The organism is Eubacterium sp. AF17-7 (assembly GCF_003461285.1).
GTDB lineage: Bacteria > Bacillota > Clostridia > Lachnospirales > Lachnospiraceae > Eubacterium_U > Eubacterium_U album.
The window spans coordinates 262,031-287,015 of sequence record NZ_QTWU01000001.1 but is presented as its reverse complement, the minus strand read 5'-3'; the positions used below and the strand labels follow the sequence as shown (position 1 = coordinate 287,015).

The following is a 24,985-nucleotide window of genomic DNA, read 5'->3' as shown; positions in this document are numbered from 1 at the left end:
ATTTTTTATTACTGCTGTAACTTGATAAGATCGTCGATATCAAGACCAAGTTCGTCAGCGTCAAGATCACCTGTGAATACGTCACAATCTTTTCCAAGAGCATCTGGGATGATTGTGAATGTATCTGAGATACCATCTCTAGCGTTTTCAAATGGAATCTTAGCTACAGATGCAAGTGATGAAACTGCACCATGAGTATCTCTTCCGTGAAGTGGGTTAGCACCTGGAGCGAATGGCTGTCCAGCTTTTCTTCCGTCAGGTGTGTTACCTGTATTCTTACCATATGTTACGTTTGATGTAATTGTAAGAATTGACTGTGTTGGGATACTATCTCTATATGTGTAGTGCTGTCTTAAGTAGCCCATGAATTTGTCAACAATCATAACTGCAAGGCTATCTACTCTGTCATCATCGTTACCATATTTAGGGAAGTCACCTTCTACTTCATAATCTACTGCTAATCCGTCTTCATCTCTGATTACTTTAACCTTAGCATATTTCATAGCTGAAAGTGAATCTGCTACTACTGAAAGTCCGGCAACACCTGTTGCAAACCATCTCTTAACGTGAGCATCATGTAATGCCATCTGGATTCTTTCATATGAGTATTTATCATGCATATAATGAATGATATTAAGAGCATTTACATATACTCCTGATAACCATTTCATCATATCTTCGTATCTTTCCATTACTTCATCATAATCAAGGTATTCTGATGTGATTGGTCTGTACTTAGGTCCTACCTGAACCTTAGTCTTTTCATCAACACCACCGTTGATAGCGTAAAGAAGACATTTAGCAAGGTTTGCTCTAGCTCCGAAGAACTGCATTTCTTTACCGATTCTCATTGAAGATACACAACAAGCGATTCCGTAGTCATCACCATTGTATACTCTCATTAAGTCATCGTTTTCGTACTGCATTGATGAGTATTCAATTGAAAGCTTAGCACAGTATTTCTTGAATTCCTGTGGAAGTCTTGTTGACCAAAGTACTGTAAGGTTTGGTTCTGGAGCTGCACCTAAGTTTTCTAATGTATGAAGGTATCTGAATGATGTCTTTGTTACCATATGACGTCCGTCAATACCTACACCACCGATTGATTCTGTAACCCAAACTGGATCACCAGCGAAAATCTGGTTGTATTCAGGTGTTCTTGCGAACTTAACGCATCTTAACTTCATGATGAAGTGGTCAACGAATTCCTGAATCTGTTCTTCTGTAAATGTACCGTTTTCTAAGTCTCTCTGAGCATAGATATCGATGAATGTTGAAGTACGTCCAAGTGACATAGCTGCACCATTCTGTTCCTTAACTGCTGCTAAGTATGCTAAGTACATCCACTGAATAGCTTCCTGTACGTTCTGAGCTGGTCTAGAAATATCGAATCCGTAAATCTTACCTAATTCTTTTAATTCCTTAAGAGCTCTAATCTGTTCTGAATATTCTTCTCTATCACGGATAACTTCCGGTCTCATTTCTGTAGGTGTAGCAGCCTTCTGAGCTTCCTTATCTACGATAAGTGTATCAACACCGTATAATGCAACTCTTCTGTAGTCACCAATGATACGTCCACGTCCGTAAGCATCAGGAAGACCTGTTACGATGTGGTTTGTTCTACATGTTCTGATTTCAGGTGTGTAAGCATCAAATACACCTGCGTTATGTGTCTTTCTATAGTTTGTGTAGAAATCTACAACTTCCGGATCTACTTCATAACCATTATCTGAGCAAGCTTTCATAGCCATACGGATACCACCGTTAACCTGAAGGCCTCTCTTGAAAGGCTTATCTGTCTGGAAACCTACGATTGTTTCTTTATCTTTGTCTAAGTAACCTGCACCGTGTGATGTGATTGTCTGTACAACTTTTGTATCCATATCAAGAACACCACCAGCTTCTCTTTCCTTCTTCTGAAGATCAAGTACCTGATTCCATAAATCGGTTGTGTTCTGTGTTGGTCCTGCTAAGAAACTAGCATCACCATCATATGGTGTGTAGTTTTTCTGGATAAAATCTCTAACGTTGACTTCTGATGTCCATGCGCCATTGCTAAATCCTGTCCATTCTTCTCTCATTTTTGTTCTTCCTCCTAAAAATAAATATATAAAAGCTTGCGCTTTTCTAACATATTAGTGCTTTTATTAACAGTAACTCAATAAATCTTCTACTGTCTTCTTCTTCGGTACAGACGGTTTCTCATCCGGATATCCTACAGCAACTAAAGCCATTAAAAGCTGACCTTCAGGAACTCCAATTATATCACTGGCCTTATCTATATCATAAAGTCCCATAACAACCGTTCCTAATCCAAGGTCATTTGCCGCAAGGCAAAGAGTCTGTGTTGCAATACCATTGTCAAATGCCTGCCATGCATCCTTTCTAGATGTAGAAAAGCTTCCATCTCTTTCAAATCCTGAACGCTTGTCCACAATTAAAGTTGCTATAAGTAAAGGGGCTCCATTGATTATCTGAGCGTTGTGTTCTGCACAACATTCTGTTGCTAATCTTGCCTTAACTTCTTCATTAGTTATAGCAATGTACCTTGTTGTCTGAGTATTTTTCCATGAAGGTGCATATGATGCTGCCAATACAAGTTTCTCAATTGTTTCTTTACTTACTGAATCTGTCTTAAACTTTCTGACACTTCTTCTTGTTTTAATACATTCTAAAGTTTCCATCTATAAACCTCCATGTATGTTATTTTTATGGCAAAATGCGTTTTTTTTACTTGTTTCTTCTATAAAAAGTACAACAAAAACACATAATGTCTCCACTAATCGAGACTAATATATCACTTAATTATTTGTTTTGCAATGGTTTGATTCAAAAATATTCGACTAATTTTAATGTGGAATTTGATATATTTTAATACGAATTTTAGTCCTAAAATACGGTAACTTTATTAAAATCGTTTTTAACCAAAAAAAACCTACAAAACAACAGTTTTCCTGCTATTATTGTAGATTTTTTTAACTTTCGGCATTAAAATATGTCAATTTTTATTATTTCCAATCGTATTTTCTCAAATGTCCTTCCATTTGCATTCCTGCAAAATCATTCTGACGTAAAGCTTCATATAATACGATTGCTACTGAATTTGCAAGATTCAATGAACGAATCTGTGGATTCATTGGGATTCGTATTGCATGTTCCTGATTTTCAACTAATATTTCCTCAGGTATCCCTGCACTTTCTTTTCCAAACATGATGTAATCATTTTCTTCAAATTTAACATCACTATATCTGTTTGGTCCCTTAGTTGTTGCCATCCATATTTTCGCATTTGGATTTTTTTCCAAAAAGTCTTCATAGCTTTCATAGATTGTAACATCTAAATGTTCCCAATAATCCATTCCGGCTCTTTTAACTGATTTTTCATTGATTTTAAATCCCATAGGCTCTATTAAATGTAGTTTTGTTCCTGTGGCGCAACATGTTCTTCCTATGTTTCCTGTATTCTGTGGTATTTCAGGTTCTAATAAAACGATATTCATCTTTTCCCTCTTTCAATGCAAATTCTTCAAATTATGATTTGCTATTTTTTATTTATAAAAATATGAATTTGATAATTACTTATATCGTTACTTCCAATAATTTTTTTACATTATAATTTTTATAATTACTCATATTATAATTTTAATTTTTTATATTGGAGTTTTTCAACAATTACTTATATCACAACTTTTTCTAAATAATTATCATTTATTTTTGTTCCAGTTTTTTGACAAATTTTTCAACTCTGTCTAATGCAGTTTTTAGGCTATCAATAGAATATGCATAAGATATTCTTAAATATCCTTCCCCGCATTTTCCAAATGCATCGCCTGGAACTACAGCAACCTTTTCTTCCTGTAATAATCTGGTTGCGAATTCTTCTGATGTCATTCCAAATTTCTTAATGCTCGGGAATACATAAAATGCTCCATAAGGTTCAAAACATTCAAGGCCCATTTCTCTAAGTCTGTAAACAACAAATCTTCTTCTTTCATTATATGACTCACACATTCTTTCGACATCTCTGTCACCATTTTTCAAAGCTTCAACTGCTGCATACTGACTTACTGTCGGTGCACACATGATTGCAAATTGATGTAGTTTAATCATCTGCTCCATAATAACGTGCGGTGCACACGCATAGCCTAATCTCCATCCTGTCATAGCATAAGCCTTTGAAAATCCGTTTATGAGAACTGTTCTTTCTTTCATCCCTGGTATACATGCGATTGAAATATGCTTTTCTTTATATGAAAGTTCTGAATAAATTTCATCTGATAATACATATATATCTTTTTCAATGCAAACCTGAGCAATCTCTTCTAATTCATGCTTATCAAGAGTTGCTCCTGTTGGATTATTTGGAAATGGTAATACAAGTAATTTTGTTTTGTCTGTTATATGTTCTAGCAACAATTTTTTTGTTAATTTAAATTCGTCCTCTTCTTTTAAATCAATTGTTATAGGCACGCCATACGCTAACTGAACGCAAGGGACATATGATACAAAGCACGGTTGTGGAACTAACACCTCATCTCCCGGATTAATCATAGCTCTTATCGCTATGTCTATAGCCTCACTTCCACCTACTGTAACTACCACTTCTTTAGCAGGATCATATTGTAATCCTAATTTTCTATCAAGATAATTGCAAATTTCATTCCTCAAATCCATGAGTCCCGCATTAGATGTGTAAAATGTTCTTCCTTTTTCTAAGCTATAAATTCCTTCTTCACGAATATGCCATGGAGTGTCAAAATCCGGTTCTCCAACGCCAAGTGAAATAGCATCCTTCATTTCACTAACGATATCAAAAAACTTTCTTATTCCTGATGGTTGCATATTCATTGCTACATTTGATATTGGATTTTTCATTATGGCGTCACTAACATCCTTTCATCTTTATGTTCTTCCATCATTGTCACACCGTAATCTTTGTATTTTTTCAATACAAAATGTGTTGCTGTATTTAACACTTCATCTAAAGTAGATAATTTACTTGTAACAAACTGTGCAATTTCTTTCATTGTCTTTTCTTCTAATATTACTGTAAAGTCAAATCCACCTGACATAAGATATACTGATTTTACTTCATCAAATTTACTGATTCTCTCAGCAATTTTATCAAAACCAATTCCTCTTTGCGGTGTTACCTTAACTTCTATAAGTGCTGATACTCTTTCATCATTTGTATTATCCCAGTTTATCAAAGTATAGTAACCTCTTATAATCCCCTCTTTTTCCATCTGTGCTATTTCATTTGCCACTTCAGCTTCTGTCTTTCCAACTAAAATAGCAATCTCTTTAATATCTATTCTGCTATTTTTTTCTAATAATCGAAGAATTTCTTCTCTCATATTCTACCTCTCCTTTTAGAATAACTTATATATTTCATCGCCTCTTTGAGGTTCCAGAAATCTTGTTTCATCTCCATTTATCAATACTCTGTTTTTATCGGATGTTATTATTCCTATAACGCTTGCGTTTATTCCTTTTTCTTCTAAAACATCTACAAGCCTTTCCCCATTATTTGTTACTATCAATAAAGAACCTGTACCATCAAGCATATAAGGATTAATATCAAATACTTCTGATACTTCAACTGTTTCCTGCCATACCGGAATCTTTTGTAATTCAATTTTCACTCCAAGACCACTTGCAGATGTAAGTTCCCATACTCCCGCAAAAACTCCTCCTGTAGAAATGTCATGTAAAGCAACCTCTCCGTATTCCAAGGCTATACGTGATTCGTCTTCAATTGAAATATAATTTATAATATCTTTACATTTATCAACATATGTATTTATGAATTTTTCTTTTAAAATGTCCGTCTTAGCATTAGATATAACTCCCGTTCCACCAACTGCTATGGATTTTGTCATAACAATCTGTTGTCCGGGTTTAATGTCCTTTAAACAATTTACATTGTAGCACTTACTACCCATTATAGTAAACATAATTATAGGTTGATTTACATTAGCAGAAACAGTAGTATGGCCTCCTGAAATCTGCACATTGTATTTGCCAAATACTTCATTAAGCTTTCTCATTAATTTGCCAAGCTGCTTTTCTTCATATTCTAATGGTAATGCAATTGAAACTTCTGCCGCAAATGGAATTCCACCCTGTATATATATATTATTCATTCCCTTTGCTATATTAAACTCTATGCATCCTTCAAACCATGTTTCTATACAATTAGAAGACATTACAACCGTAACGTCTTCTAATCGTATTTCACAGGCGTCATTACTTAAATCTGCTCCTCTAATCACTTTATCATTTCTGTTTTTTATATTTTTTAAAACAGAACGTTTTAAAGCGATTTCAGAAATCTTTCCTCTGCGCATAAGCCACCGCCTATCATATATATTATTTTATTCTTCTGACTTCTTTGTTTCTTTAGCCTTAGCTTCTGTTGTATTTCCAGGCTTTTCATTTTTCTTTGTTGTTTCTTCTTTGTTATCTGAATCTGAGTCAGAATCATCTTTTTTCTTTGTTGCCTCTTCTGTTGTTTTATCTGCTTTCTTTGTTCCTCTTACAACTTTTCTTGGAGTCATTGCATAAGTGCTTGTGTGTAACAATTCCTTATCAACTTCTTCTCCATTCTCATATGTAACTTTCCAAAGCTTAGCAACATATCCCACATGACCGTTTTCAGTTACTGATTCATAACTTGTAGGTTTTGAAGAATCCTTTGTAACCTTTGTTCCGATTGGTATTTCCTTAACTGTCTCACTTACATATTTTACTGAGCGACTACTGTCTCTTGTATCATGGCCATAAACTTTAAATGTCAATGTTCCACCTGCATTATATACAGACTGAATGTAAATAGGTGCATCCGTATTATTTTCAAATACTAAGTCTTTATAATCTCCTGCTAAAGCCGCATCCGCTGCCAATGGCACATAAGCTACTGACATTGAATGAGAATATCTTTCTACAACTTTAATTTCTGCTTCAAGCAATGCATTGTATAGTGTACTTGATACCTGACAAATACCACCGCCATAACTGTCTGCTACACCACCATCAACATATGTTCCTGCAGGATACCATCCATTTTCAGCTGTCCATGGTGCCAAATGTTCATTTAATGAATACTGCTCTCCCGGATATAAAAGAATTCCGTCTAATACTTCAGCTCCATGTTTAATATTGTTATTTCTATTATCATATGAAGTTCCTACAGAAAATGAAGTATAGTAACTTCCCATAGGTGTAGAAGAAACTTTCTTTAAATCTTCTGATGTATATTTAGGTTTAGACACCTTTGTTTCTGCTGTATATAAAATATCTGATTTGTTATCCCATTCCTTTGTTATGTAATCATATAAACCTGATACTGTTACATCATAATCAATAACGACACCATCCTGCTCAGGTATAACTTCAAACCCTGAAGAAGTAAGTTTTAAAGACGCATTCTTTGCTTCAACATTATAGCTGTCGCAAATTTTCTTTAAATTGTCTTTCATATTTTTTTCTTCAATTCCAAATTCAAGTTTGAGCTCAATTCCTTTATTTTTCAAATCAAGTCCGTCTTTATATCTCTTTATAACATTTCCTGATTTTCCAACTCCGACTGCTTCTTCAATTACTGACTTGTTTGTCCATTTATATCCTAAGTCACTTAAATTAGTTTTTACCTCTGTACCATTTACATCAATCTTAACCGGCACATTTGTTTTTTCTTTTACATAAGCTTTTACCTTAGTATTTGCTTCTTCTTCTGTCAAATCGCTTACGTCTATACTTTCAATTCTTACTCCACTTTTGATTACATCTTTATCTTTTGAATTTTTAGAAGATGCAGCTCCAAATGCAAATACTGACATTCCAAGTACAGCTGCAACTACTGTTATAACAGCAACGCTCTTCTTTATACTTTTCACTTGTTTTCCTCCTCTTAATCTGTATTGCCCCTCCCTTTGGTCGGCGGCTACTCGTCGAAAACATTTATAGAAAAATGAAATTCATTCATTTTGTTTTCTCTTCTATATTTACGGCATAACAGAAAATACTGTTGTCACTACCATTGCAAGTACAACTACTGCAATTATTACACCTGAAATGATTCTCTGGTTTTTCTTCTTATTGAACATATCAAAAAAATTCATGTCAATTCTCCTTTATATACTTTTATAATTTGTAGAAATTTTTAATTTGCATATTTGCTCAGGTTGCATATGTTATCACTATTTTCTTAACTTTAGCAATGCAAATTCTTATAAATTCCATAATAGTTTTGCTTATAAACCTATATTATCACAGTATAACACAACACTATTTGTTCTCAAAGCCAAAAATTCTTCCCTTTTTGCTTATAATTTTGTCTATTTTTTTAGATGCTTCATTTTTGCTCAGTTTGTCGTATTCAATTTGCTCTTCTATACCATGATATGCCATTAAATCTTTTAAATATTTTATTTGTTTTGCCGTGGCAGGCTGTATTTTTTTTATTTTACACACAAGCGGCTGTGGTTCAAATACTTCCTTGTACTCTGCACCAAATTTGCCACACAAAATATTATATAATTCAACCGTAACTGCAGCATCATTAAATGCACGATGATGATTTTCGTCAAGAATTCCAAAATATCTGCACAAATAATCCAGCGCCTTACTTTCTAATTCAGGCATAGTTTTTCTTGCAATCTTTAACGTATCAATTCCCCTTTTTTCCAATTTATAATTGTACGCCATGGCATTGCATTTTAGGAAACTATAATCAAACATTATATTATGCCCCATTATCACATCACCCTCTGCAAAGTCAATAAAGTCCTTAAGCACAATAGCTATCGTATCCTGCCCCTTTACCATATCATTTGTTATTCCTGTAAGATTAGTTATGTAATAAGGGATATTACATTCAGGGTCTATAAGACGTGAGAATGTGTCAACTATCTTTCCATCTTTAACCTTTACAGCACCTATTTCGATTATTTTATTTTCCATTGGTTTACATCCCGTGGTTTCAATATCCACACAGACATATTCATTAGTCATTATTCTCTCCAAACCTTTCAACTAAATTTGTAACATCAATTGTGTTTGCTTCGCTGTTTAACGCGTTTCTGTCTTTATAGTCAAATAAAATATATTTCGGATTTGACTGTGCTTCATAAATTTTTTCAAACACTTCTATATGAGTCATTTTTGCAATCTGCTTGCTATCATAATCCCTGTACGCAGGAATTACTTCATATATTTTCTCATTTCTGTAAATACTTTGCTTTTCCTTCTTAAAGTTATTAATATCTTTTGCAAATAACGGTCTTGTTTTTATATTCTCACGCAAATATACATCTAATGTTAATAATTCGTCAAACTTATTAATATCTATCGGTCTATTTTCTTCTTTTATTAATAATTCTGCAAATTTTCTTAACAATATATATCTTGCAATTCGCGAATGTTTTTCACCATTCATGCTGTTTGCTTTATAAAACGTGCCTAGCTCTTCATAAAATTCAAATGGAGTTTCAAACATTTTTTCTAAATACATAACTGAATTAGAAAATTGAAAACTATTATAGTATATTTCAACTACTTCTTCCACTTCCTTTAATTTAAGCACATCCTCATATGAAATCCATTTTGTCTCTAAAACCTCATACGGTGGATATGACAAGTACTTTATTCCATATTCCCCGCTCATAAGTTTCATATTTGAACCATAAAGTACTTTAAGAAATCCTAACTGCAATTGGTCAGGTTTCATCGCATAAACCTGATTAAAGGAATTTGCAAATGAATCATAATCTTCATAAGGCAATCCCGCAATCAAATCAAGATGTTGATGTACATTTCCAAATGATTTAATCTTAGCAACTTTTTCTCTTATTTTGTCTAAATTTGTCTTTCTGTTTATTGCTGAAATAGTCATCTCATTTACAGACTGCACTCCAATTTCTAACTGGATTAGTCCTGGACGCATATCTTTAATAATTTCTATTTCCTCATCTGTCATCAAATCTGCTGCAACTTCGAAATGAAAATTCGTTATTCCATTGTCATGTTCTTTTATAAACTTCCATATCTCTATTGCATGGTCTTTCTTGCAGTTAAATGTTCTGTCTACGAATTTTACCTGTGCGACTTTATTATCTATAAAGAACTTCAATTCTTCTTTTACTAAAGATAAATTTCTAAATCTTAATTTTTTATCTATCGATGAGAGGCAATAACTACAGGAAAATGGGCATCCACGACTCGTCTCATAATACATTATTTTATTTTCAAACTGTTTTAAATCTTTGTACACAAATGGAATATCCGACATATCGAGCGGGCTTTCCAATTCATTTTCAATAATTTCACCGCTCGCACTTCTATAAACCACTCCCTTTATATTGGAAAGATTTGGTATCGGGCTATTCTCCTCTGACACAGCCGTAACAAAATTTGCAAATATTTTTTCTCCCTCTCCGCGCATAATTCCTTCTACTTCATTATTTTGTAAAAGAAATTCTTTAGCATTATACGAGACCTCAGGACCTCCCATATAAATCGGTACATTAGGCGCAACCTTTTTCATATTTTCAATTACATGCTTTGTCATTTGCAAATTCCATATATAACATGAAAATGCTAAAATATCAGCCTTTCTTTCATATAAATTTCTAAGTACTTCGTCCTCTGTCTGATTTATTGTATATTCTGCAATTTCTATTTCTATATTTTCATTTTTTGCATATTTTTCTGCATAAGCTTTCAGGCTGTAAACTGCTAAATTTGAATGTATATATTTTGCATTTATTGCTACTAAAACTATATTCATTTTATTTCCTCTTTTAGATTATTATTTTTTTAATACTGTAGAATTTTTAATCTCATTATTCTGACTGTGTAAAATTTAATATTATACGTTATGTATTCACAATCATTCCCAATATTTACATATTTTTATTTTATTCTCAATAGTGATTGTACACCAAAACAATTTATTATGTATAAATTATTTTAAAAAGGTGTTGCATAAAAATATTTTCATTGTTAAATTCAAAAAGAATTTTAAATTTTATCGGAGATAGTTATGAATATTAATGAATACAATTTAGTTTGGAATGATGAATTTGATTACGAAGGAAAATTAGATTCTAAAAAATGGAATTATGAAACCGGAAACTTTCAGTGGCCAAATCGCGAGCTTCAGGCCTATACTGACAGACTTGATAATGTTTTTGTGAAAGATGGTCATTTAACAATACGTTCTTTAAAGCAAAAGGATGGCGACCGTGAATACACATCAGGAAAAGTCAACACTTTAAATAAAGGAATGTGGACATATGGTTATTTTGAATTTCGTGCCAAAGTGCCAAGAGGTGTCGGCTCATGGCCTGCAATATGGATGATGCCATATATTAAACCTCATAAATTACCTGACGGAATTCCTACAAGACCTGATGGCCGCCCAGATTTCTTTAACATGAGCAAGGAGCAACGAGCTATTTTGCCTCCTATTCCTGAAAATGAGCATTGGCCAAACTGTGGCGAAATTGATATTTTAGAACATATTGGAAGGTTAAAAAAGCATTTATTGTTCAGCCTTCATTCTAAAAATCACAATCATACACGTAAGGATGGCATTCAGTACACAACAAATGTAACTTTTGACGTTGATTTTTCAGATGATTTTCATGTCTATGCAATGGAATGGACTAAAGATTATATCGAATATTTCGTTGATGGCAAAAGCTACTGTCGTTACAACAAAGCTGATGACACAGACCAAAGCCATGATTCATGGCCGTTTGACAAGCCTTTTTATCTCATATTAAATACTGCTGTCGGCGGTGGGCTTGGCGGACCTGTAGATGATTCTAATATTCCTTTTGAATTTATTATTGATTATGTAAGAGTTTATCAGAAAAAATAATATAGCAACATCAAAAGAGCCCACATCAGCGATGATGTGGGTTCTTTTGATTAAGTATATTTAATATATTTCTTTTAAGAAATTCTACAAGCATTTTTAGGCATAACAAAAGCGGGTGATGGGAATCGAACCCACGTATCTAGCTTGGAAGGCTAGTGTTCTACCATTGAACTACACCCGCGGAGTGCCCAGTTCCGGAATCGAACCAGAGACACGAGGATTTTCAGTCCTCTGCTCTACCAACTGAGCTAACTGGGCACATCACTTATTCATGATGCGCTTGCTTTGAGTCGCACTCGCGTGTTTTATAGTACAATAACCACACTCTTTTGTCAAGCGATTTTTTTTATTTAATTTTAACGTGAAGCGAAAAGTTTATTTCCACTTTGAAGTGGACAAAGTCGATTTTAGTCTTACACTTTTAATTTTAAAATGCCTGAAGTAAAAGGTCTAAGACCTCATTATTTTCCAATTTGCCAGAATGCAACTGCACTGGCTACTGCTACATTTAATGAATCTACCCCATGAGACATCGGAATTTTTACAGTATAATCACAATCTGCAATTGTTTCTTTTGCAAGTCCGTCTCCTTCTGTTCCAAGAACTATTGCAAGTTTTTCTTCTGCCAAAAGTTCCTCATTATCAATTGATACCGAATCATCAGTTAATGCCATCGCGGCTGTCTTAAATCCTAATTCTTTAAGTTCACTTACTCCTTTTTCTTTGTCCAAAAAAGTCCAAGGAATCTGAAATACCGTTCCCATACTTACTCTTATCGCTCTTCTATACAACGGATTACTGCATCCATGAGTGAGCAAAACCGCATCCATGTTTAAAGCTGCTGCCGAACGGAAAATCGCTCCCACATTTGTAGGATTCATTACATTTTCAAGAACTGCTATACGCCTTGCTTTGCTACAAACTTCTGAAACATTAGGAAGTTGTGGGCGATGCATTGCACACAACATTCCTCTTGTCAATTTAAATCCCGTCAACCGTGTAAGCACTTCAAATGGTGCTGTATACACAGGAACTTCTCCACATCTGTCTATAATAGGTTTTGCTTCTCCATCAATATGCTTATGTTCAACGAGCATTGATATCGGCTCACATCCCGCATCTAACGCTCTTTCAACTACCTTTGGACTTTCTGCTATGAATATCCCCTTTTCAGGTTCATGTCTGTTAAGAAGCTGCCCTTCCGACATTCTTGCATAAATATCTAACTGTGGAGAATTAAAATCAGTTATCTCTATAATATTTGCCATAATGCTCCTTTTTCTAATAATACTTTTTCTTCATTCGTAATCGGTTACAATTCTATAGATTGCAACTCATACTTATTTTTATAAGTCATAATAGCAATACTCACTTCTAATAAGACTTAACCTTTGTCCATAAACCGGCACAGAATTCTTTTAATTCAGTATCCTGATATTTAAATGTTTCATTTAACGGATTTGAAATATCAGGCGCACATGCTGAAATTCCTTCATATTCATCATCTCTAAAATATTCATAAACCGATTTTACTGCACTATCATATCCTATATATTCCGTATTCTGCTTTGCCACGTCCTCCCTTAGCATAAAATTAATGAATTCATTAGCAAGTTTTGTATCTTTACACTGCTTAGTAATAACCATACTGTCATACCACACATTTGAGCCTTGCTCAGGGACAAAGAAATCCATATCTTCATTTTCTGACATAATATATGCTCCATCTCCTGAGTATACAACTGCCATTGCTTTATTGCCTGAAATCATATTGTCAATAACATCATCTCCGGCATAAACAGGATGCATAATTTCACGCTGGTCAACAAGCCAGTCATATGCCTTCTTTAGTTCATCATGATTTGAAGTATTCATTGAATAACCTAACACTTTCAATGCAACCATGAATGAATCTCTTTCTGAATCATACATATAAATATTGCCTGCATATTTTTTATTTTTTAAGATTTCCCAACCTTGTGCCAAATCTGCCTTATCTACAATATTTTTGTTATATAAAATTCCTACAGTTCCCCAATAGTAAGGCACTGTATATTTGTTTTCAGGATCATATTCATTCTCAAACAGATTACTGATAACATTATCCTTATTTGTTATTAAATCCCAATTAACCGGCTGAATTCTTTCTTCTTTTATAAGTCTTTCAACCATATAGTCAGACGGTACTAAAATGTCATACTCAGCTCCACTTAACAGTTTTGTATACATTGACTCATTTGAATCATATGTTTCGTAAACAACTTCACAGTCATATTCTTTTTCAAATTTAGTCAGAAGATTTGTATCCATATATTCTCCTGAATTAAACACTCTAAGTACCTGACGGTTTTGTTCTTTAACAAATCCATAAACACATCCGCCCGCAATTGCAATTGCCAATATAACTGAAAGCACCGGAGCAAATTTCTTCCACACTCCATGTCCCTTTGATGCAATTTCATTTGCCTCTCTGTGCTGTCTTTTTGCAATGGCAGGAATTACATTTACAACAATCAAAATAATTACAACTGCTAAAATAAGAAGAGTTGACAGTGCATTAATTGTCGGATTTGTTCTTTTTGTCATGTTATAAACTACTATTGAAATGTTTTGGACACCATTTCCCGTTACAAAATATGAAACTACAAAGTCATCAAGTGACATTGTAAATGCAAGTAGCATTCCAGCATAAATTCCAGGCTTTAACATTGGAATTATAACCTTTGTAAGTGCTTGAAAAGGTGTTGCTCCTAAATCCATTGCAGCATTTGCAAGGTTGTGATCCATTCGTCTTACCTTAGGATAAACACTTGTTATTACATATGGCGTACAAAATGCGATATGTGCAAGCAACATTGTCAAATATCCTCTACCTAATTTAATAGAAGAAAATAAAATCATCAGACCTATAGCCGTAACAATATCAGGATTCATAATAGGAAGGTCATTTACGCTAAGAACCCATTCTTTAAGAACCTTTCTACTTCTTGAAAGTCCGATTGAAGTAATTGTCCCAAGAACAGTTGATACCAATGTTGAAATTATGGCAATACTGATTGAAACATAAACAGCCGAAATAATATCTCTGTCCGTAATTAATTTTTCATACCATCTAAATGAAAATCCTGTAAAATGAGTAAGTGACTTCGATGAGTTAAATGAAAATAACATTGTAATTGCAATTGGCAAATAGAAAAATATAAAACACAACGCAATATATAACTTTGGTCCTATTGAAACTTTCTTATTCATCTATTCACCTCCTGCTTCCTCAGAGTCAATCTTTTTCATTAATCTGATTAATCCTAATATAATAATTGCAAGGATAATAGAAATCGCACTTCCGAAATTCCAGTCTCCAACTGATATAAACTGATTTTCAATTAAATTTCCAATAAGTACATACTGACGTCCACCTAGTAAAGATGGAATTACGAAACTTGATATTGAAAGTAAAAACACCATCGTTACACCACTTATAACACCCGGAATCGAAAGTTTAAAAATAACTTTTGTAAAAGTTTGAAATCTATTTGCTCCTAAATCATTTGCTGCCTCTACTAAGGAATAATCCATTTTGGCAAGAGATGTATGGATTGGAATTACCATAAACGGAAGCAAGTCACATACTAATCCCATTACAACTGAAAAATCTGTATACATCATTGTTACAGGATTTATTCCTAAAACCTTTAATAACGAATTTACAATTCCATTGTCTGATAGCAAACTAATCCATGCATAAGTTCTAAGCAAAGTATTAATCCACATAGGAATTGTAACCAGCAAAATTAAAATATCCTGAACACTCTCGTCAAATTTTGCAATAATATATGCCATCGGATATGCAAACACCACACAAATTCCTGTAGTAATCAATCCCATCTTAAGAGATTTTATAAATACATTTAAATATACAGGATCTGATATTTTCTTAAAATTGTCTAATGTAAAATGTATGGTCAACACGGAATTGTCGCCTGCCGTAACTGAATACAACACAATCAATAACAGCGGCACAACAATAAGCAAAAATGACCAGAACACATACGGTTTTATTAAATTTTTATAATGTCCCATTTCTTCCTCCTGTAAAACATGTAATGCCCCCGCCCTTCGGTCGGCGGCTATTCGTCGGAAACATTTATAGAAAATGAACTTCGTTCATTTTGTTTCCTCCTATTAATAATCCATCTTATACATAACCTGAATGTCAAATGGGTCAATTGTCATTCCAACCTTAAGCCCCACTTCATAATCATCTGTTGTATGAACTTTATAATTTCTATATTTTGTTTCAACAAGATACTCATAGTGAACTCCCATAAATACCTTTGAAATAATTGTGCCTACAAGCTGTGCCTCTTCGGGTTTTACAATATCCATATCTTCAGGACGAAGAACTACTTCAATTTCTTCATTATCTTTAAACCCTTTATCAACGCACTCCCATTCAATATCATCAAATTTTACCAGACAATCCTTAAGCATATTTCCTTCTATAATATTTGACTCGCCAATAAAATTTGCAACAAATCTGTTTTCAGGTTCGTTGTAAATGTCCATAGGCGTACCAATCTGCTGGATAACACCATCATTTAAAACAACAATCGTGTCGGACATTGACAACGCTTCTTCCTGGTCATGAGTTACAAATACGAAAGTAATTCCTACTTCTTTCTGAATCTTTTTTAGTTCAATCTGCATGTCCTTTCTTAATTTTGCATCAAGCGCTCCAAGTGGTTCATCAAGAAGCAAAACTTTAGGTTCATTTACAAGAGCTCTTGCTATGGCAACTCTTTGCTGCTGTCCACCTGAAAGTCTTGTAACATCTCTCTTTTCAAATCCTTCAAGTCCAACTAAAGCTAAAATATTTTTAACTTTTTTATCTATTACGTCCTTATCCATTTTTTTCAAATTAAGACCAAAAGCCACATTATCATATACATTTAAAAATGGAAAAAGAGCATATTTCTGAAATACCGTATTTATTTCTCTTTTATATGGCGGAACCTTTGCAATATCTTTGCCATTAAACAATACCTCTCCATTGTCTGCAGATTCAAATCCGCCTAAAATTCTAAGAAGTGTTGTCTTTCCGCATCCACTAGGTCCAAGCAATGTCAAAAATTCATTTTCATATATATTTAAATCTATTCCTTTTAAAACCTGCTGGTCATCGAATGTCTTTGTTATTCCTTTTAATTCAATAATCTTATTACTCACTGTACATCCTCCAATCTTTTTAATAGTTCCAATTTTTTACAATTATATACGTTAATCAACACACCTATAAATTTATGGTAGTTCTTAGTCGTCGTTATAAATCAAGTGATAAACTTACCATTATTGTTTCGATATTTTTAGAAACTCGGTGGTGAACTTACCCATATTATTGTTGCACCTTTTTTTGATTCTATATGATGGTTGTATTTTGCTTCATAATAAAATGACTCGCCTTTTTTTGCCTTATAAATCTTTCCACCTATATGGATTTCCACGCTTCCCTTTAATACGTATCCAAATTCTTCTCCCTCATGAGGGTTGTCCGGATACGTCGAACCTCCCTGTTCTAATGTAAGAAGAATCGGTTCCATCGTATTCTTTTGGGCGTTAGGGATTATCCACTGTAAGTAATTCTTTAATTCACTATCATTTTTTTCAAAATAATCCTCTTTCGAAAAGACTATCTGCTCATCCTTCGTATCATTAAAAAAATCTTTTAAATCCGTTCCCAGACACTGCAAAATATCTGTCAATGTTGCAATTGATGGAGATGTAAGATTGTTTTCAACCTGAGAAATAAACCCCTTAGAAAGTTCTGCCCTGTCAGCCAGTTCTTCCTGCGTTAATCCCCTCTCCATTCTCAATTCTTTTATCTTAAATCCTATATCCATTATTTTTTCCTTTATTTTCAAATACTAACCTTAATGTTTAGTAAAACTAAACCCAGATACACTATACAAAATCGCATTTTTATTGTCAATATTTTTGATAACACATTTTTGTAAAATGATGTATACTAGTAATGTTGATAAAAATTAAAGATGCAATGATTTAAATTAAGATAGAAGGGATTTTTAATATGACATTTACATATGAGCGAAAAGCAAATTACTATGAAACTGATATGATGGGAGTTGTTCATCATTCAAATTACTTAAGATATTTTGAAGAAGCCCGAATTGCTTTTATGGATTCCTTAGGTATACCTTATAAAGAATTAGAAGAGAATGGTATTATGTCACCTGTTCTTAGTGTTCAATGTGAATACAAGCGTATGGTTCAGTTTGGCGAAACAATGCTTATTAAGGTTAGCCTTATCGAATACAATGGCATTCGTATGAAATTAAATTATGAAATAGTTGATAAAAAATCCGGCAAAGTAACAACTCGAGGCATTACAAGCCATTGCTTTTTAAGTAAAAACGGAAGACCTGTTTCATTAAAAAACAACATGACTGAATACCATGAGAAATTCTTAGAGTGTTTAGATAAAGTATCTGATAATCAGTAAACAAGGAATATTATGAAAATATTCTATCAGACATTTTTAATAACTGAACAATCTGTTCATTAACAGACTTTATTATATTAGAAAAAAGGCAAATGGAAAAATTTTCCCTTGCCTTTATTTTATGGTTATCATTTCTATAAAAATATTTACCTTCCCTGCTCTTCTATTTTTTTAGCCAAATCTTCTAAATATTCCCATCTGTTCATCTTTTCCATTAAAAGAGTTTCTGTTTCTTCTTTAGAATCTATCAATTCTTTTAGTTTTACAGAATTAGTTGCATTTTTGTTCATTTCATCATCTAATTTTTCAAGTTTTTCTTCTAATTTAGATATGTCATCTTCTATGGTTTCATATTCTCTCTGCTCATTGTAAGAGAATTTCAATTTTTTATTTCTATTTTTATAGTCTGACTTACCATTTTTATCTTCTGAAGAATTTTTTGACTTTGAATTTGAAAAAATATTTTCTTCCGGTGTTTCATTTTCCTTCTTTTTATTAATGTAATCTGTGTAACCACCTTCATACTGACGAATCACACCATTTCCTTCAAAAGAAAATATTCTTCTTACAACTCTGTCGAGGAAATATCTGTCATGAGAAACAGTAATTACAATTCCATCAAAACTATCTAAATAGTCTTCCAATATTGTCATCGTCTCTATATCTAAATCATTTGTAGGTTCATCTAAAATAAGAACATTTGGTGCTTCCATTAGAACCCTTAGAAGATTCAATCGTCTTCTCTCACCACCCGATAATTTGCCAATCTTACTGTACTGTTGTGATGATGGGAACAAGAATCTTTCAAGCATAACTGATGCCGAAACAAGCCCTTCTTCAGTTCTGACAAATTCAGCAGTATTTTTAATGTAATCAATAACTCTGTCTTCAGAATCCATATAAGCAATTCCCGCATCTTTGTCATTTTCAATTTCCTGAGTATAATAACCCAGCTTAATTGTCTGTCCAATATTAATATTTCCACTGTCAGGCTTAATTCGGCCATCAATAATCTTCATCAAAGTTGTTTTTCCGCATCCATTCTTTCCTACAAATCCGACTCTGTCACCTTTCAGGAAATTGTATGTAAAATCTTTGATTAACACATTGTCTCCGTAAGCCTTAGAAATATTTTCAATTTCGATGGTTGTTCTTCCCATTCTGGACTTTATACTGCTAAGTTCAATTTTTTCATCCTCTACTATTCCCTGCTGATTTTTCAAATTTTCATATCTTTGAATATGAGCTTTCTGCTTCGTAGACCTTGCTCTTGCACCTCTTTGCATCCACTCAATTTCTTTTCTTAAAATACTCTGGCGTTTACGTTCGCTGGCTTTGTCACTCGCTTCTCTTTCTGCCTTACGTTGCAAATATCCTGAATATTTCTCCTGATAACTGTAAATCTTTCCTTTATCAAGTTCGATTATTCTATTTGTTACACTATCTAAAAAATATCTGTCATGAGTTACCATTACAAGAGCGCCTTTAAATACCTTAAGCTGATTTTCAAGCCACTCAGCCATTGTGCTATCTAAATGGTTTGTAGGTTCATCTAAAATTAAAATATCACATGGTGTAAGCAACACCGAAACCAAAGCCAGTCTTTTTCTCTGTCCTCCTGACAATTCTCCTGTTTTCTGTTCAAAATCCGTTATTCCTAAACGTGTCATCATACTTTTAGCTTCTATAAGTTCATTTTCATTTGCATGATGATGTACCATATTCTGTACACTTTCTATGACCGTATCCTCATCATTAAACTTAGGATTCTGTGGCAAATAGTGAATCATTAAATTCGATGCCTTAATTACTTTTCCTTCATCCGGCTCTTCTATTCCTGCCATTATTTTTAATAATGTAGATTTTCCTGTCCCATTTATGCCAATAACACCTACTTTGTCTCCTTCATGAAGATAAAAGCTTGCTTTGTCAAATAATTTTCTTTCCGTAAATGAATGTGTTATATTTTCAACTGATAATATATTCAAATTAATGCCTCTTTTCATTATTCTAATTATTTCAAATTTCAATAATTTTCACAAAAAAACGAAATTTTTATATATTTTAGTAAATTTTTTTATTTTTTACTTTCTTTTTATTTATTCTATATATTTGTTAAAAAAAATTTTTAACCATTTTTGCTCAGAATGCCCATTTATACGGCAAAACCTTTTTAAATTTTAACAAAACAAACTATTCATTGCAACTTATTTATCTTTCTTTATCCTATTCTTAAATATGTTAAAAGACTGTGTCCTACTCTTGACATTTTTTGAATTTTAAGGCATTATTAATAGGCGTAATATTTTTGTAATAAATTTACGACTTTTCGTAATAATTATTCGTAATTAATTATATAATAATTGGAGGTTAGTTTTGAAACGTAAAATTTACAGTTCTTTAGTTTTTACTTTTATGTTTGCAGCAGTAGGACTTGTAACAGTACACGCTGATGATTCAGTTTCAATACCTGATACTAATACAGTAGCAACTGAAACATCAACAGCTTCAGAAGTAGAAACATCAACAGAAAATTCATACAACAATATAACTAGTACAGATAACACAGACAATACATTAGATATTAATAAATCAGTTAAAGTTAACAAGAAAATCAAATTACAGAAATCATTAAATCTTGATTCTGAATCAGTAAAAGATATGACTTTTACAGCTGATGACTCAACTGTAGTTAAGGTTTCAAAGGCAGGTACTGTTACCGGTCTTAAGACAGGTTCAACAACTGTTACTGTTACTTCTGACACAGATGATTCAGTATATGCCACTGTTAATCTTGATGTTAAGAGCAGTTACACAGCAAGTCAGTTAAGATATATGTCATCTATCATTTACAGTGAAGCATGTGGAGAACCATATGCCGGAAAGAAAGCTGTTGGTATTGTAGTTGCTAACAGAATGAAATCAAGTCTCTTCCCTAACACAATTAAAGGTGTTCTTTATCAGAGACGACAGTTCACTCCTGCAAGAAACGGTTCACTTAACAGATCTTTAGCATTATATGATAGCGGAAGAATGGATCCTGACTGTATTGCAGCAGCTAAGGAAGCATTAAATGGTAATAAGACAGTTGTTTACAAGAACTCAACTATCAACATGACAAAGACATTATTCTTTAGCAGATATATTTACAGAAGTAAATTTAGAATTGCACATCATATGTTTAAATAATTTATATAAAAAAGCTTAGACCTTAAAGGTCTAAGCTTTTTTTATTAGTGCCACTCCGACAGCAGCAATTATTCCCTCAGTTACAGTCATTGCCAGCCATACACCTGTCATTTTCCATAGAAAACTCATTATAAACGCCATTGGAATTATAACCACAAACCCTCTGCCAAAAGATATTATATATGAAGGAATTACTTTTTCTCTTGCAGCAAAATAAGTAGCCATCACAATATTCATTCCAATAAATAAAATTGAAGTAAAGTATAAATACATTCCTTTAACTGCTATAGCCTGAAGCTGCATATTTCCTTCGCCATTAAATATAGAAGTAATTGGATTTGCAAATAACAAAATAACTGCATATATTACTATAGAAATCAAAGTTACAGCAGTAATTGCATATTTAAATAACTGTTTCTGCATCTTCTTGTCATTTTTCCCATATGCCGCACTAAACAAAGGTTGGCTTCCCTGTGCTACACCTGTGTAAATTGAAATCACTACAAGGGCTAAATTTGCAATAACACCATATGCTGCCACCCCTACATTTCCCTGTAAGCCTAATATAATTATATTAAACACAAAAATCACTATGCCTGATGACATTTCTGCAACAAACGAAGGAATTCCAAGCATTATTATTGATTTAATAAATGACGCTCTTATTTTTGCTACTTTAAATTTAATGTTGCTATTCTCTGAAACAATATGTCCCGATAACACCATAAGTCCCATAATCGGCGAAAATCCGGTTGCAAGGACAGCTCCAAACATTCCCATGCTAAATTTAATTACCAATAAATAATCTAAAATAATATTGCCAAAACTACCTACTAACATTGCTATCATAGAAAGTCTGGGATTTCCATCATTTCTAACAAATGCATTCATTACATTACTTAATACAAATGCCGGACCAAACATGAGAAGAACTTTTAAATAAATAGATGTCATATGGTAAACCTGTTTATTTGCCCCCAACAGCGTTGCTATATTTCCCGAAAAAATTATCCCTGTTAAGAAAAATATTATTCCAATAACGATTGCCATAAACACTGTATTCATAAAACTTTCATTATACTTCTTATTTCCCTGATTTTTCATTATTGCATATTTAGTAGCTCCACCTATTCCAAGCATTAACCCACTTCCGTTAATAACGCTGTAAACCGGCAGTGCCAAATTTAGAGCCGCAAGTCCATTTGCACCTAGTCCAAATGATATAAAGAAAGTATCTGCTAATATATAGCATGACAACCCTATCATTCCTAAAACATTAAAAACTGTATATTTAATAAACTCTTTTAAGTTACTGTTCATTATTCCATCCTTCTATTTTAAAAATATTGTTTAGCATTTCATTATTCTTTTATTACACAAATTCTGCCGTCCACTATTTTCTTCTGTTATTTATTACAAAAAAATCGCCGGAACTTCATATCTTCAAAGACCTAACGATATGAACTCCAGCGTTATACGCTACTACCCGGTGGCAGTTAATTTATATACTTTTCTTCTGAAAAAAGTAACATATAATTTTATATTTGTCAATTAGCATAAATGTTACAATATCCAAAAAATTTTTCTTATTATAAATAAATTTTATGAGTCATTGCAACTTAAAATATGATATATTGCATTTTCATCAAGTACTTGTATGAACCACTCTTTTCATTCACTATATATTCCATTTTCAATTGTTACAAACCGTAACAAATTAATTCGATTTTTTTCGTTTTTGTTCTCATTTTTTATTATTTATTACGGTTTGTCATATTATTCCTTTAAGAAAACCCTTGACAAAAACTGTTTTTTAAGGCATTATTAATAAACGTAACAAATTTGTAACATTTGTAAAATATAAGCGTAACATTTGGAGGTCGTTGTGAAATTAAAGATTTATAGTTTACTAATGATAGCATTTATGCTTATTGCATCAAGCATTACAATGGTAAACGCAGATATTAATTCAACAAACAAATCACAGATAAGTATTACGAAGACAGTTAAGGTAAATAAGACATACAAGATAAAGAAACTTTTAAAAAGCAATGGTAATAATGTTGATTACTATTCTTTTAAATCAAGCAACAAGAAAGTTGCCAAGGTTTCAAAGAAAGGTACTGTTACCGGTTTAAAGGCCGGCAAGGCAACAATTACAATAACAAGTAAAGTTAATGGTTCAACTTACGGAACAGTTAATATAACAGTTAAGAATCGTTACAACAGCAGTGATTTAAGAATGCTTTCTTCAATTATTTACAGTGAATCAGGCAATCAGGTTTATGCCGGTAAGAAAGCTGTAGGAATTGTAGTTATGAACAGAGTAAAATCTTCACTCTTCCCTAACACAGTTAGCGGAGTTGTTTATCAGAGTGGTCAATTTACTCCTGCAAGAAATGGTTCTCTTAGCAGATCATTATCATTATACGACAGTGGAAGTTTAAATTCTGACTGTATTAAAGCTGCTAAAGATGTTTTAAATGGAGACAATACAGTTTCTTATAATAATAAAAACATTGACATGAGCAGTTACTTATATTTCAGTGGTTATGTACCGGGATGCAGATTACAGATACAGAATCACCAGTTTAAATAAAATTGAATAATATTACCGGAATAATCCGGCAGTAATATACTTATCTAAGAAGAGGCAGTTGCTTTAGTGATTTAATCACAGACGCAACTGCCTCTTCTATATTTAATTTTAATCCATAATTATTCCTCTATCTTTTTCTGTATCATAGCATCTGTACTCCAGTTGAATCGATTTATCTTCTGAATCTGCATATACAGTTGTTCTACTAGCTGTTGCCGCAAAAACACTTGCACTCATTACACATACTAATAAAGCAGTGAAACAAATTCCCCATTTGCATCTTCTTTTTCTCATCTCTGTGTCCTCCTCTTTCCTTTAAATATAAAAGCGATAGAATTAATGATATTATCTCAACTTGTGTTGTGGATTCATATCAGAACTCTATCGCTTTTATTATTTATGCTTCTTTTTCAATTATCTTTGTTAATAATAGTGTTAAATAACTTCCCACTAATAAAACTATTGTCCATACCTGATCCCACCAATAAAACATAATAGCTGCAATTACTATGTTAACAATTACGGCAACTATTATTGTGATTGTATTATTCTTAATATTTTTGCTTAATACATAAATATTATATCCAATAATCAATCCTAAGACTATGTAAATAATAATCTCTTTTCCTATTCCTTCCCATGCCTTATAAGACATTGAAACTTCCTTATTAACAAGTCTCACCAGATAGTTTGCCAAGATACATGCTAGTGTTGCAATTGCACTTGTAATTCCTGCCAAATACTTTTTCATATCGCTCCTCCTATAAATTGTATTGTCCCTTTGATATATACA

The 24,985-nt window shown here is 32.8% G+C and carries 22 protein-coding genes and 2 tRNA genes; 4 read left to right on the top strand and 20 right to left on the bottom strand.

All coding sequences use genetic code 11. The annotated features are described in order from the left end of the window. Nucleotides 1–8: 8 nt before the first annotated feature. The 9 genes from pflB to DWW96_RS01100 form a co-directional block, all read right to left on the bottom strand. Nucleotides 9–2,081, bottom strand: a complete 2,073-nt coding sequence (pflB, locus tag DWW96_RS01140) for a formate C-acetyltransferase (RefSeq protein WP_022088682.1) — start codon at nt 2,079–2,081, stop codon at nt 9–11. Nucleotides 2,082–2,147: 66 nt separating this feature from the next. After that, nucleotides 2,148–2,684 (bottom strand): nitroreductase family protein, encoded by a 537-nt coding sequence (locus DWW96_RS01135; RefSeq protein WP_022088683.1) that lies wholly within the window; start codon nt 2,682–2,684, stop codon nt 2,148–2,150. A gap of 324 nt (nt 2,685–3,008) precedes the next feature. Beyond that, nucleotides 3,009–3,500: a tRNA (uridine(34)/cytosine(34)/5-carboxymethylaminomethyluridine(34)-2'-O)-methyltransferase TrmL gene (gene trmL / locus DWW96_RS01130; RefSeq protein ID WP_022088684.1), complete on the bottom strand. Its 492-nt coding sequence runs from the start codon at nt 3,498–3,500 to the stop codon at nt 3,009–3,011. Between the two features lie 208 nt (nt 3,501–3,708). Further along, nucleotides 3,709–4,875, bottom strand: coding sequence for an aminotransferase class I/II-fold pyridoxal phosphate-dependent enzyme (locus DWW96_RS01125; protein WP_117908487.1), 1,167 nt, complete (start codon nt 4,873–4,875; stop codon nt 3,709–3,711). Then, the gene (locus DWW96_RS01120) at nt 4,875–5,357 is read right to left on the bottom strand and encodes an Lrp/AsnC family transcriptional regulator (RefSeq protein WP_117908485.1); all 483 of its coding nucleotides are present in this window, start codon (nt 5,355–5,357) and stop codon (nt 4,875–4,877) included. The genes DWW96_RS01125 and DWW96_RS01120 overlap by 1 nt, the downstream gene beginning before the upstream one ends. 15 nt (nt 5,358–5,372) lie before the next feature. Continuing rightward, nucleotides 5,373–6,350, bottom strand: a complete 978-nt coding sequence (locus DWW96_RS01115; RefSeq protein WP_117908483.1) for an AIR synthase-related protein — start codon at nt 6,348–6,350, stop codon at nt 5,373–5,375. Between the two features lie 27 nt (nt 6,351–6,377). Continuing rightward, on the bottom strand, nt 6,378–7,898 hold the full coding sequence (locus DWW96_RS01110; protein ID WP_117908481.1) for a VanW family protein: 1,521 nt from the start codon (nt 7,896–7,898) through the stop codon (nt 6,378–6,380). 391 nt (nt 7,899–8,289) lie between these two features. Continuing rightward, entirely contained in the window at nt 8,290–9,015 is a 726-nt protein-coding gene (locus DWW96_RS01105) for a 3'-5' exonuclease (RefSeq protein WP_022088690.1), read from the bottom strand. After that, on the bottom strand, nt 9,008–10,789 hold the full coding sequence (locus DWW96_RS01100) for a B12-binding domain-containing radical SAM protein (RefSeq protein ID WP_117908478.1): 1,782 nt from the start codon (nt 10,787–10,789) through the stop codon (nt 9,008–9,010). Before DWW96_RS01100 ends, DWW96_RS01105 begins: the two co-directional genes overlap by 8 nt. A 255-nt stretch (nt 10,790–11,044) precedes the next feature. On the opposite strand from DWW96_RS01100, the gene DWW96_RS01095 reads away from it, so the two are divergent. Then, on the top strand, nt 11,045–11,887 hold the full coding sequence (locus DWW96_RS01095; protein ID WP_117908476.1) for a glycoside hydrolase family 16 protein: 843 nt from the start codon (nt 11,045–11,047) through the stop codon (nt 11,885–11,887). Nucleotides 11,888–11,997: 110 nt separating this feature from the next. Here DWW96_RS01095 and DWW96_RS01090 read toward each other — a convergent pair. From DWW96_RS01090 to DWW96_RS01060, 7 genes are all read right to left on the bottom strand, one after another. Next, a tRNA-Gly gene (locus DWW96_RS01090) sits at nt 11,998–12,068 on the bottom strand. Between the two features lie 4 nt (nt 12,069–12,072). Beyond that, nucleotides 12,073–12,145 (bottom strand) — tRNA-Phe (locus DWW96_RS01085). A 203-nt stretch (nt 12,146–12,348) separates the two neighbouring features. Next, the gene (locus tag DWW96_RS01080; RefSeq protein WP_117908474.1) at nt 12,349–13,155 is read right to left on the bottom strand and encodes an RNA methyltransferase; all 807 of its coding nucleotides are present in this window, start codon (nt 13,153–13,155) and stop codon (nt 12,349–12,351) included. Nucleotides 13,156–13,261: 106 nt separating this feature from the next. Continuing rightward, the gene (locus DWW96_RS01075; protein ID WP_117908472.1) at nt 13,262–15,139 is read right to left on the bottom strand and encodes an extracellular solute-binding protein; all 1,878 of its coding nucleotides are present in this window, start codon (nt 15,137–15,139) and stop codon (nt 13,262–13,264) included. Then, the gene (locus DWW96_RS01070) at nt 15,140–15,967 is read right to left on the bottom strand and encodes an ABC transporter permease (protein WP_022089126.1); all 828 of its coding nucleotides are present in this window, start codon (nt 15,965–15,967) and stop codon (nt 15,140–15,142) included. A gap of 102 nt (nt 15,968–16,069) precedes the next feature. Next, nucleotides 16,070–17,113 (bottom strand): spermidine/putrescine ABC transporter ATP-binding protein, encoded by a 1,044-nt coding sequence (gene potA / locus DWW96_RS01065; protein ID WP_022089125.1) that lies wholly within the window; start codon nt 17,111–17,113, stop codon nt 16,070–16,072. Between the two features lie 137 nt (nt 17,114–17,250). Then, a complete protein-coding gene (locus tag DWW96_RS01060; protein WP_117908470.1) occupies nt 17,251–17,784 on the bottom strand; it encodes a helix-turn-helix domain-containing protein in 534 nt (177 codons plus the stop codon). A 188-nt stretch (nt 17,785–17,972) separates the two neighbouring features. Here DWW96_RS01060 and DWW96_RS01055 point away from each other — a divergent pair, with 188 nt between their 5' ends. Continuing rightward, complete coding sequence (locus DWW96_RS01055; protein WP_022089123.1) at nt 17,973–18,404, top strand: thioesterase family protein; 432 nt, start codon at nt 17,973–17,975, stop codon at nt 18,402–18,404. 146 nt (nt 18,405–18,550) lie between these two features. On the opposite strand, the gene DWW96_RS01050 is transcribed toward DWW96_RS01055, so the two are convergent. Next, on the bottom strand, nt 18,551–20,392 hold the full coding sequence (locus tag DWW96_RS01050) for an ABC-F family ATP-binding cassette domain-containing protein (RefSeq protein ID WP_117908468.1): 1,842 nt from the start codon (nt 20,390–20,392) through the stop codon (nt 18,551–18,553). A gap of 388 nt (nt 20,393–20,780) precedes the next feature. Between DWW96_RS01050 and DWW96_RS01045 the strand changes: the two genes are divergently transcribed. After that, entirely contained in the window at nt 20,781–21,593 is an 813-nt protein-coding gene (locus tag DWW96_RS01045; protein ID WP_117908466.1) for a cell wall hydrolase, read from the top strand. A 30-nt stretch (nt 21,594–21,623) separates the two neighbouring features. On the opposite strand, the gene DWW96_RS01040 is transcribed toward DWW96_RS01045, so the two are convergent. Then, nucleotides 21,624–22,913: an MATE family efflux transporter gene (locus DWW96_RS01040; protein WP_117908465.1), complete on the bottom strand. Its 1,290-nt coding sequence runs from the start codon at nt 22,911–22,913 to the stop codon at nt 21,624–21,626. 565 nt (nt 22,914–23,478) lie between these two features. Here DWW96_RS01040 and DWW96_RS01035 point away from each other — a divergent pair. Then, a complete protein-coding gene (locus tag DWW96_RS01035) occupies nt 23,479–24,192 on the top strand; it encodes a cell wall hydrolase (RefSeq protein WP_147339777.1) in 714 nt (237 codons plus the stop codon). Between the two features lie 108 nt (nt 24,193–24,300). Here DWW96_RS01035 and DWW96_RS01030 read toward each other — a convergent pair whose 3' ends face one another. Then, on the bottom strand, nt 24,301–24,486 hold the full coding sequence (locus DWW96_RS01030; protein ID WP_022089118.1) for a hypothetical protein: 186 nt from the start codon (nt 24,484–24,486) through the stop codon (nt 24,301–24,303). 103 nt (nt 24,487–24,589) lie between these two features. Next, nucleotides 24,590–24,943, bottom strand: coding sequence for a hypothetical protein (locus DWW96_RS01025; protein WP_117908461.1), 354 nt, complete (start codon nt 24,941–24,943; stop codon nt 24,590–24,592). Between the last annotated feature and the right edge of the window lie 42 nt (nt 24,944–24,985).